This window comes from Paenibacillus mucilaginosus 3016, from assembly GCF_000250655.1.
In the GTDB taxonomy this organism is placed as follows: Bacteria; Bacillota; Bacilli; order Paenibacillales; family NBRC-103111; genus Paenibacillus_G; species Paenibacillus_G mucilaginosus.
In genome coordinates this window covers 6,785,008-6,795,699 of sequence record NC_016935.1, presented here as the reverse complement: position 1 = coordinate 6,795,699, position 10,692 = coordinate 6,785,008, and the positions used below count along the sequence as shown (strand labels likewise).

The 10,692-nt window shown below is 62.8% G+C and carries 6 protein-coding genes; all 6 read left to right on the top strand.

Annotated features, from left to right (window positions below; translation table 11 throughout):
- Positions 1 to 318: 318 nt before the first annotated feature.
- The 6 genes from PM3016_RS28040 (at position 319) to PM3016_RS28015 (ending at position 10,491) form a co-directional block, all read left to right on the top strand.
- On the top strand, positions 319 to 1,878 hold the full coding sequence (locus tag PM3016_RS28040) for a glycoside hydrolase family 43 protein (protein WP_014371765.1): 1,560 nt from the start codon (positions 319 to 321) through the stop codon (positions 1,876 to 1,878).
- A 425-nt stretch (positions 1,879 to 2,303) separates the two neighbouring features.
- Positions 2,304 to 4,628, top strand: coding sequence for an AraC family transcriptional regulator (locus tag PM3016_RS28035; RefSeq protein ID WP_014371764.1), 2,325 nt, complete (start codon positions 2,304 to 2,306; stop codon positions 4,626 to 4,628).
- 610 nt (positions 4,629 to 5,238) lie between these two features.
- Positions 5,239 to 6,204, top strand: coding sequence for an ABC transporter permease (locus PM3016_RS28030; protein WP_014371763.1), 966 nt, complete (start codon positions 5,239 to 5,241; stop codon positions 6,202 to 6,204).
- 21 nt (positions 6,205 to 6,225) lie between these two features.
- Positions 6,226 to 7,098: a carbohydrate ABC transporter permease gene (locus PM3016_RS28025; protein WP_013919784.1), complete on the top strand. Its 873-nt coding sequence runs from the start codon at positions 6,226 to 6,228 to the stop codon at positions 7,096 to 7,098.
- A gap of 84 nt (positions 7,099 to 7,182) precedes the next feature.
- Entirely contained in the window at positions 7,183 to 8,802 is a 1,620-nt protein-coding gene (locus tag PM3016_RS28020; protein WP_187298039.1) for a glycoside hydrolase family 43 protein, read from the top strand.
- Between the two features lie 180 nt (positions 8,803 to 8,982).
- Positions 8,983 to 10,491, top strand: a complete 1,509-nt coding sequence (locus tag PM3016_RS28015; protein WP_014371761.1) for an extracellular solute-binding protein — start codon at positions 8,983 to 8,985, stop codon at positions 10,489 to 10,491.
- Positions 10,492 to 10,692: the final 201 nt, after the last annotated feature.

Genomic DNA, 10,692 nt, shown 5'->3' with positions numbered 1-10,692 from the left:
AGAGGCGATCCTCTCCATGGGCAGCGTGCAGCGGGAGGTTCAAGTCTATCCATTCCCGGCCTGTCCATGCTGCGGTTTGCAGCTTCCGCTTATCCCTCTGCTCCAGCGAGCAGGGGGATAAGGTTTTTGTAGGGGGGGACAACAATATACAATTTTTGTGCCCTTGGGGCAAAGGAACGGGTAGAAGTACACATAATTTTGTTTTAGAATGAAGGCTATATTCAAGAGATTCGGCTGCGGCTGCGATACCGGGCAGGACCGTCAGACCGAACGCATGCAGCATTCCAAATCCGGCCAGAGAAAGGGGCTCACCCAGCCATGAAAACGACTTCACAAGATCAACCTGTGTGGTACGCGGACCTCGGCAGCGGGCAGTACCGCAATCCGATCCTGTATGCCGACTATTCGGATCCCGATGTGATCCGCGTCGGCGAAGATTTTTATATGACCGCCTCGAGCTTCGTCAGTTCCCCGGGTCTGCCGATTCTCCATTCCAAGGATCTCGTGAACTGGACGATCCTCACCTATGCCGTAGACCGGCTGCCGGACAGCTTCAACGGCAAGGTCCGCCATGGGGACGGCGTATGGGCCCCCAGCATGCGGTACCACGACGGCAAGTACTGGATCTACGTCGGCTTCCCGGACGAGGGAGTCTACATGACGAACGCCGAGAATGCGGCGGGTCCCTGGTCGCCGCTGCATCTGGTCCAAGAGGCCAAGGGCATCATCGACACGTGCCCGCTGTGGGATGAGGACGGACAGGCCTATCTCGTGCATGCCTTCGCCAAGAGCCGCTGCGGCATCAAGAGCCGGCTGCAGGTGTGCCGGATGAGCCCGGACGGCAGGTCGCTGCTGGACGACGGCGTGATGATTTTCGACGGCACGGAGCATCACCCGACGGTCGAAGGACCGAAGTTCTACAAGAGGAACGGCTACTACTACATCTTTGCTCCGGCCGGCGGCGTATCGACAGGGTGGCAGCTGGTGCTCCGCTCGCGTTCGGTCTTCGGCCCCTATGAGGAGAAAGTGGTGCTCCACCAGGGGGACAGCATCGTGAACGGGCCTCACCAGGGCGGCTATGTCGAGCTGGAGTCCGGCGAATCCTGGTTCCTCCACTTCCAGGACCGAGAGGCTTACGGGCGGATCGTCCATCTCCAGCCGATGTCCTGGGAGAACGACTGGCCGGTGATGGGGATCGACACGAACGGCGACGGGATCGGCGAGCCGGTGCTCATCCACCAGAAGCCGGATGTCGGCCGCATCTACCCGCCCGCTGTGCCGGAGACCTCCGACACATTCGAGAAGCCGGAGCTCGGCCTGCAGTGGCAGTGGCAGGGCAACCGCGAACCGGGCTGGCACTCGCTCACGGAGAATCCGGGGCAGCTGCGCCTGTTCGCCCGTGCGCTGCCCCAAGGCTCCGACACGTTCTACGATGCGCCGAACGTGCTCTGCCAGAAGCTTCCGGCTCCCGAGCTTGCAGCCTCCACCGCGCTCACGCTCACGCCGGGCTCCGGCGAGACGCTGGCCGGCCTGACCGTGTTCGGCCACGACTACCGCTATGCCGCCCTGCGCAGCACGGGGCAGCGGACGGAGCTTGTCTTCGTCGCCGGGACGGGCAGCAAAGAATCTTCATCCGAAGCCGTGGCGGCGGTCGTGGAGCTGGACGCTGCCGTGCGGACCGTCTACCTCCGGGTGAAGATCGTGCTCGAAGCCGTATGCACCTTCGAGTACAGCCTGGACGGCACCGCATACGAGACGATCGGCGAGCCGTTCGAGGCCGTACCGGGCGGCTGGGTCGGTGCGAAGCTCGGCCTGTTCTGCCTCGGCAAGGACGGCGGCCATGCCGACTTCCCTTGGTTCCGCGTGGAGTCCTTGTAAGCGGCAGAGAAGGTTTCCAAGCAGGGGGAACGACGGGAGCTCCGGCATCAAGCGGCCCGGGGTGACGCTGTTCCGGCCTGCAGCCATACCGATTCAGGGACCGGAACGATGCTTCCGGTCCCTGCGTCTTGGCGGCTCTCCCGGACTGCAGGAGACACGCGAAGGTCCATGGTATCCCGTACTTTGCGGCAGCTCCAGCTCCTATGGAGGCTTGCAGGGGAACGCCAATCGCTGACTAGGGTTGAATTGGCAAGCCTTCTCTCTGATTTGTAAAGAAAGCGCTCTATTTTTTCTCTTGTAAGCAGTAGGGGCTATAGGCGATACTTGACAATAATACACTGCGAGCAGGGCGGGGCGGACGAACAGGCAGCGGAGCGATCGACAGGAAGCGGAAGCCGGCCCTTCGGAAGGGGAAGAACATCAACATGCGTGGATATTTGCTGCGGCTTCTGGTCTTCAGTCTGGTTCTCGGTGCGCTGCCGACCGTGTTCATCGGCATCGTCTCCTACTACATCGCTGCGGGCGATATCGAGAAAAAGGTAAGCGAAGGGAACATGCAGCTGCTGTCCCAAACCCAGATGAGGGTGGAGCAGTCACTGAAATCGCTGGAGATGTCGGCAACCCAGTTCGTCTCCTCCTCCCGGGTCAAAACGGCGATGAACGAAACGCTGACGCCGGGCGAGTTCCCGGAGGTGCGCGAGCTGTCGGCCGAGCTGTCCCATCTGCAGACGGAGGCGGTCATCAAGCAGGCGTATCTCGTGAACATCGACCGCGATTGGGCCGTCTCGCTCGGGATGCTTTACAAGCTGAGCGCTATGGAGCAGCGCCGGGAATTCGCCGCCTACGCGATGCACCCGTCGAGCATCTTCTGGAGCACGCGGAGCGCGCCTGTCCCCGTGTCATCGAGCGGCGTGTCGCCCGGAGTGGAAACGGTGGCCGCCACGACGGAGACCGTGACTCTGGTGCACAAGATCCCGCTGCTGCCCCGCTCGGCGGCGCCCAAGGGACTGCTTGTCGTCCATCTGGCGAAGGATGACATCCGCGGTCTGCTGGCCCCGAAGAACCGTCTCGGGAACAACTATGTGCTGGATGCCAGCGGCCTTGCCTTCCTGGCCACGCCGGAGGAGCAGGCGCAGCTCGGGGATATCAACCGCCGGATCGCCGATCTGGCCGGCAGCCCGGGGGGTCGGACGGGCTTCTTCCATGCGGAGGCGGGCGGCGAGAAGGTCAGCGTGCTGTACCGCACCTCCGGATACAACGGATGGACGTACGTGTCCCTGATCTCGCAGGCGGAGATCACGAAGGAGCCGAAGAAGATCGCGCTGATCACCGGGGCGGCCTGCGCGCTGATCCTGCTGCTCGTGCTGGTGTTCGCATATGTAGGCTCCCGGCGGATGTACTCGCCGATCCGCAGCCTGCTCGAATACAGCCGGGGCCTGACGCCGGAGCGGCCGGAGGAGGTCCGGGACGGCGGCGACGAGCTTGCCTACATCCGGCAGAGCCTCCAGTCGCTGGCCGTCTCCCGCTCGCAGCTGCAGGAGCGGATGGAAGGGCAGGCCGGACACCTCAAGGAGTTTTTCGTGCTGAAGCTGTTCACGGGCCAGATCTCCACGAACGATGTGGAGTACCGCTCCCAGATGTACGGCTTTCCCCAAGGGTGGAAGCGGCTCGGTGTGCTGACGCTGGCGATCGACAACCTCCAGGAGACCCGTTACGCCGAGGAGGACCGGGAGCTGCTGCTGTTCGCCGTGAACAATATCGTCGGCGAACTCCTGCCGCCCGCGAGCCGGTTCTCTCCGATTCTGCTCGACGAGACGCAGGTCACGCTGCTTGCTTCCCAGACGGAGGAACCCGAAGCGCTGAAGGAGGAATTCTACCGCACGGCGGAGGCGATCCGCACCCATGTGGAGAGCTACCTTCAGCTTCAGGTGAGCATCGGCATCTCCCAGCCGTTTATGAAGCTGTCGGGTACGGTCAAAGCCTACGGCGAGAGTCTCGACGCCCTGAAGTGCCGGATCTCGCTCGGCCCGGAGATTATTGTGCGCTACGAGGATATCGCCCGGCATGAAGGCAGCGGCACCACGGTCTACGCCCATCTCAAGGTGCTCGAGGAGCAGCTCGTGCAGGCACTGCGGGAGATGCAGCCGGAGCGGGCGTCCGCCGTCTTCGACCAGTACCTGTCGGCCGTGCTGCACAAGGACAGCTTCACGCAGGAGCACCATCTGCTGCTGCTCCAGCTCATGTCGCGCCTGATGCTGCTGGTGCAGGACCAGGGCGTCCCGCTGCGCAAGGTGCTAGAGGGGGACAGCGCGGTGGAGCGGCTGATGCGGCTGCGTACCCGGGAAGAGATCTCGGTCTGGTTCGCCACGCGCCTGTTCGCGCCGATCATCGCCCTGCTCTCCGAAAAGAACGAATCGCAGTATGTGAACATCGCGGACCGGCTCGTCGGGATGATTCACGAGGGGTACGACGGGGACATTACGCTGGAGTCGTGTGCGGCGGAGCTGAATTTTCACCCGGTGTACCTCAGCCGGGTATTCAAGCGGGAGATGGGCGTGCCGTTCAGCGACTATCTCTCCGAATACCGGATGAACATGGCCAAGGTGCTGCTCGAGACGACCACGCTGAAGATCTCCGAGGTAGGGGAGAAGCTGCAGTACAAGAACATCAGCGCGTTCATCCGCAGCTTCCGCAAGACCTTCGGCATGACGCCGGGACAGTACAGGGACCTCATCGACCAGCAAGGATAGAATGCCACACGGGGAGCCCGGCCGGGACTGCCCCGTTTGGTATGCCGGCAGCAGGGCGGAGGAGGGACAGCTGGGCCGACCTCGCACGGGCAGGGGGCGGATGTCAGACACGTACGCGCGGACAAAAGGAGAAGGTGCCGCAGGCTAAGCAGCAGGGCGGAGGCAGCCTGCAGGGCTTAGGGCTGGTGAAACGGCAGCCTGCAGGAATCCTTTCACCGGCCGGGCCCGGGTCAGCTGCCCCTCCGCCACAGATATCGTATATACGCGAAGCCGATGAACCGCAGCGTGGTGAGCGGCTTCCAGAAGCTCAACGGCTGGGAGAAATAGTGGGATAAGGAGCCTTCCCGCCTCCCGGTCATCCGCTGGGCGGATACAGCCCTTGGGCACGCATCCTGTCGCTGCTCTCCCGCCGGATGCGGGAGGAGACCCTGCCGAGACCTGGTTGCCTTCTGCACACCGGGTTGCTTCAAGGCTATGCCCGCGCACGGCGTCGCCCTCTGCAGCGCCTGTTCTCCCGGTCCCCCGAAGGAAGTTATCCCCCGGCTATAGCCTGGCGCTTCCCCTCGCCGGATAATGGGGGCATCACCAATTCACGGGGAGGACCGGGAACATGAAGGCTGAATCGGCATGGCCTGCCGGCGGGTCGGGCGCGGATGCCCGGCTGAAGAGCCGCAGCGCCTGGCTCAGGGACGTGATCCGGGACAAGTGGCTGTATCTGATGCTGCTGCCGGGCGTCGCCTATTTTATCATTTTCAAGTATGTACCGATGTACGGGGTGGTCATGGCGTTCCAGGACTTCAAGCCGCATCTCGGGTACGCCGACAGCCCCTGGGTAGGGCTGAAGCACTTCCGGCGCTTCTTCGCGGAGCCGCAGTTCTGGACGCTGTTCCGCAACACCGTCATTCTTGCATTGTACAACATGATCTTCTTCTTTCCGCTGCCGATCGTGCTCGCTCTGATGATGAACGAGGTGCGGCGGGAGCGGTTCAAACGGTTCGTGCAGACGCTGGTGTACATTCCGCATTTTGTGTCGTGGGTCGTTGTGGTCGGGATCTTCTATATGCTGCTGACGACCGAGAACGGGGTGCTCAACGAGCTGCTCTTCTACCTGTTCGGTGAGAAGGTCGCCTTCCTGCTCGAGCCGGAGTGGTTCCGGACGATGATCATCACGCAGTCGATCTGGAAGGAAGTCGGCTGGGGCACGATCATCTTCCTGGCGGCCCTGGCGGGCGTCGACCTGCAGCTCTATGAAGCGGCGCGGATCGACGGGGCCGGGCGCTGGCGCCAGCTCTGGCACATCACGCTGCCGGCCATCCGCAGCACGATCATCATCCTGCTCATCCTGCGGCTCGGCAACTTCCTTGACTCGGGCTTCGAGCACATCTTCCTCATGCTGACGCCGACCAACCGCGAGGTGGGAGAGGTCTTCGACACGTACGTGTACGTGAAGGGCCTGACGCAGGCCCAGTACAGCTACAGTGCGGCGGTAGGCTTGTTCAAGTCCCTCGTGGGGCTGATTCTCGTGCTGGGAGCCAACCGGCTGGCCAAAAAATTCGGTGAGGAAGGCGTCTACTAGCGCCGGAGAGGAGGAGTTCCCATGTCATACGACAAAACGCTCGGCAACCGTCTGCTGGACTTCGTTATCTACGGGGTTCTGCTCGTAACCGCCATCCTGTGCGTCATTCCGTTTTTGTATGTGCTTGCCGTATCGTTCACGGACCCGGCCGAGGTGGCCCGCGGGGGCATGATCCTGTTCCCGAAGGAGTGGTCGCTGGCCGCTTACCGGTATATTTTCTCTACGGATACCCTGCTGCGGAGCCTGCTTGTGTCGGTCTACGTCACCGTGCTCGGCACCCTGATCAACCTGCTGTTCACTTCGCTGATGGCCTATCCGCTCGCGAAGACGTACCTGCGGGGCCGGCAGACGATCCTGCTCGGCGTGCTCTTCACGATGCTCTTCAGCGGGGGGCTGATCCCGTCTTATTTTGTGGTCAAAAGCCTGGGGCTGACGAACACGCTCTGGTCGCTCATGATTCCGTCCGCGATCTCCGCCTTCAACCTCATCGTGCTCAAGAACTTTTTCCAGGGGATTCCGGACGGGCTCGAGGACTCGGCGAAGATCGACGGCTGCTCCGACCTCGGGGTGCTGTTCCGCATCGTGCTGCCGCTCTCCATGCCGGCCATGGCCACCTTTGCGCTCTTTTATGCCGTGGCGCACTGGAACCAGTATTTTAACGCCGTGCTCTATATCAACGACAATACGAAATGGCCGGTGCAGGTGCTGCTGCGGGAGATCGTCATTCTTGCCCAGAGCCGCATCGGCGACACGAATATCGACGACGCGGAGATTCAGCCGCTGACCATCCGGATGGCGGTGATCGTCTTCGCCACCCTGCCGATCCTGCTCGTGTATCCGTTCCTGCAGAAGCATTTTACCAAGGGTGTGCTGCTCGGCTCGGTGAAAGGGTAGGCGGGACGGTCGGGGTCTGGACACCGGAGCGGAGAGTGGTACGAACACCGCGTCGTGATCCAACCTAATAACCGAAGGAGTATGATGAACTTGAATACGAATACGCATCCGCAGCAAAGCACCTTCCGCAATCCCATCCTGCCCGGCATGTATCCGGACCCGTCGATCTGCCGGGTAGGCGAGGACTATTATATGGCTGCGTCCACCTTCGAATATTATCCGGGCGTGCCGATCTTCCACAGCAGGGACCTCGTGAATTGGCGGCAGCTCGGGCATGCCCTGGACCGTCCGTCCCAGCTCAATCTGGACGGCGTGCAGGTCTCGCGCGGGATCTATGCCCCGACACTGCGCTTCCACGAGGGGACGTTCTACATGATCACGACCTTCGTGGAGAATGCGACCAGCGTGCGCCGCAATTTCTACGTGACCGCGCAGGACCCGGCGGGCCCTTGGTCGGAGCCGTATTGGCTGGAGGATGCGCCGGGCATCGACCCGTCGCTGTTCTTTGATGACGACGGCCGGGTGTACTACACCGGCAACCGGATGCCGCCCGGGGGTCAGCTCTACCCGAAGCATATGGAGATCTGGCTGCAGGAGCTTGATCTGCAGACGCATCAGCTCACCGGCCCGAAGTTCAGCCTCTGGGACGGCGCGCTCAAGGGCATTCATGCGCAGGAGGGACCGCACCTCTATAAGGTGAACGGGTACTACTACCTGTTCATCGCCGAAGGCGGCACCGGATTCACCCACTCGGTGACCGTCGCGAGAAGCGAGAGCCTCACGGGACCTTACGAATCGTGCAAAAGAAACCCGATCCTCACGCACCGCCATCTCGGCAGCACGAGTCCGATCGCCAATGTCGGTCACGTGGACATCGTGGAGACCCAGAACGGTGAGTGGTGGATGGTCTGCCTCGCCTCCCGTCCGTACGGCGGCTCCCACCGCAACCTCGGGCGCGAGACGTTCCTCGTGCCGATGGGCTGGGAGGACGGCTGGCCGGTCGTCAATCCCGGCAAGGGCGTCGTGGAGCTGGAGTCCGTGCGGCCGGACCTGCCGGAGCAGCGCTGGTCTTCGCTGCCGGCGTGCGACCACTTCGATGCTCCGATGCTTGAGGACCGCTGGAACTTCATCCGGACCCCGCGCGGCGAATTCTGGAGCCTGGAGGAGCGGCCGGGGTATCTGCGGCTGCGGCTCAAGGACGACAAGATCACGGAGCCGGGCAACCCGGCCTTCGTCGGCCGGCGGCAGCAGCACATGTCCTTCGCGGTGCGCACCGCGGTGGAATTCGCGCCGCAGGCGGCGGGCGAAGCGGCGGGGCTGGTGCTGTACCAGAGCCCGGATTACCAGATCCGGGTGGAGATTGTGGGAGCCGGCAGCGGTGCGGATGCCGGCGGCGGGGCAGCGGTGCGCGTCGTGCGGCGCGAAGCGGGCGAAGAGTGCGTGCTGGCCGCGCGGGAAGTCTCCGCGGTGCGGCTGTACCTGCTCGCGGAAGCGCACGGGCAGTCGCTGCGCTTCGCGGTGGCGGAGCGGGCGGAGGATTGGCTGACGCTGGCCGAGGAGGTCGACGGCCGGCTGCTCAGCCCGGACAGCGCGGGAAGCTTCGTCGGCGCGTACATCGGGCTGTTCGCCGAGAGCAGGGATGCCCCGGCATCAGCCGGGCGTGCGGCGGACTTTGATTATTTTGAATACACGGCGCTGGAGTAGGATATCGCGCAGCTAGTCACATCGGCTGCTTCCTTCCGCGTCCGCGAATGCAGTTTTTCGGCGGCCTTCTCCCCTACTTCATTGGCCGGTTCCCTCCCTTGTCGGGACTGCCGCCGGCGTTTGACCGAGCATGAGACATGAGACGACCATTTTTTCATTCCATCCTGAGGGGGATATTACATGAAGAAAGTAACGGCGGCTTTGGCAGGCACGGTGCTGCTGACCAGCGTTCTGTCCGGGTGCGGCGGCGAAAGTACGGGAGAAGGAGCCCAGGGGGCACCGCAGGATGACGGCACACCCTATCCGCTGACCCTGATCGTCAATCAGGTCGGCGAGATTCCGCAGAAGGACAATGACGTCGAGAAGGCGATCAAGGCTTACACGAACACGGACCTGCAGATTCAGTGGATTCCCCAGTCGGCCTACGACGAGAAGATCAACGTCATGATCGCCTCGGGCGAGCTGCCGAAGCTCATCAAGCTGAACTACAACCCGACGATTGTCGGCGCGCTGAAGTCCGACCTGTTCTGGGAGATCGGCCCTTACCTCAAGGATTACAAGAACCTGGCGGCGCAGAATGAGCAGTACTACAACAACATCGCCGTGGGGGGCAAAATCTACGGTGTGCCGCTGTTCCGCGATCTCGGCCGGGCCGCGATCCAGTACCGCAAGGACTGGTTCGACGCCCTCGGCCTGCAGGTGCCGAAGACGCTCGACGACTGGTACAACGTGGTCAAGGCGCTGACGCTGAACGACCCCGACAAGAACGGCAAGAACGATACCTACGGCCTCATGCTCGAGAAAAAATACAACCTGGACGTCAACTCCACTCTGGCCCGCCTCGCCGTATCGCAGGGGGCGCCGAACAAGTGGCTCGTGGAGAACGGAAGCTTCATTCCGGACTTCACCACGGCGCCTTACTTCGAGACGATGAAGCTCTTCAAGCGGTTCTACGACGAGAAGCTGATCAACCAGGACTTCGCCGTATACGAGTCCACCGAGATGGATAAGGTGTACGAATCGGGCCGGGCCGGCATCCGCTTCACCGGCGGCAACACGCAGAGCTGGCAGGATAAGCTCGTGAAAGTGGTGCCAGGCGCGGTGGCCGACGTAGCGCCGGTCGAAGGGCCGGGCGGGCGCAGGCTGCCGGGTGAGCCGGGCAACGCCGGCTTCCTCGCCGTGCCGAAGTCGACGGTCACCTCCGAGGCTGAGCTGAAGAAGGTGCTGGCCTTCGTCGACAAGCTCATGGACCCGCAGATGGCGACGCTGCTCGTCAAGGGCATCGAAGGCCGCCACTGGGAGGATAAGGGCGACTACACCCAGCCGCTGGACCCAACGGCCGCGGCCAAGGAGGTCAAGCCGTACCGCGACACGCTCCCTCACCGCGGAGAAGCGTACAATGTCGCGAAGCCGAGCAAGGAGACGGATCTCTTCCGCAAGAGCCAGACGGTCGGCAAGGAGAACGAGAAGTTCATCGTGACGAACCCGGCGCACACGCTCGAATCCGCGACGTATTCGGAGCGCGGCAAGGAGCTCGAGCAGATGATCACCGACGCGATGACGAAGTTCATCATGGGCAAGATCGACGAGGCCGGCTGGAAGGCCGAGATCGAGAAGTGGCGCAAGGCCGGCGGCGACGCCATGGCCCAGGAGTACAAGGAGGCGTACGCGAGGGCGCCGAAGAAGTAAGGGGCTGCAGAGGAAGGGGCGGGTCTCTGGTGGCGTGACGCTGGGGAAATAAGTTCAGCGGCGCGGCAGACCGTCCCGCATCTATGAGACTGCAGGGGAAAGAGGGGAACGGCTCCCGTGATCATCGGGGACGTTCCCCTTTTCGCCGCTGCAGCTTGCAAAGCACGAAAGCCGCCACGGACGCTAAAGTCCGGGCGGCTG

Coding starts and splice junctions, on each gene's coding strand:
- PM3016_RS28040 (WP_014371765.1), top strand. CDS start 319: ATGAAAACGACTTCACAAGATCAACCTGTGTGGTACGCGGACCTCGGC.
- PM3016_RS28035 (WP_014371764.1), top strand. CDS start 2,304: ATGCGTGGATATTTGCTGCGGCTTCTGGTCTTCAGTCTGGTTCTCGGT.
- PM3016_RS28030 (WP_014371763.1), top strand. CDS start 5,239: ATGAAGGCTGAATCGGCATGGCCTGCCGGCGGGTCGGGCGCGGATGCC.
- PM3016_RS28025 (WP_013919784.1), top strand. CDS start 6,226: ATGTCATACGACAAAACGCTCGGCAACCGTCTGCTGGACTTCGTTATC.
- PM3016_RS28020 (WP_187298039.1), top strand. CDS start 7,183: ATGAACTTGAATACGAATACGCATCCGCAGCAAAGCACCTTCCGCAAT.
- PM3016_RS28015 (WP_014371761.1), top strand. CDS start 8,983: ATGAAGAAAGTAACGGCGGCTTTGGCAGGCACGGTGCTGCTGACCAGC.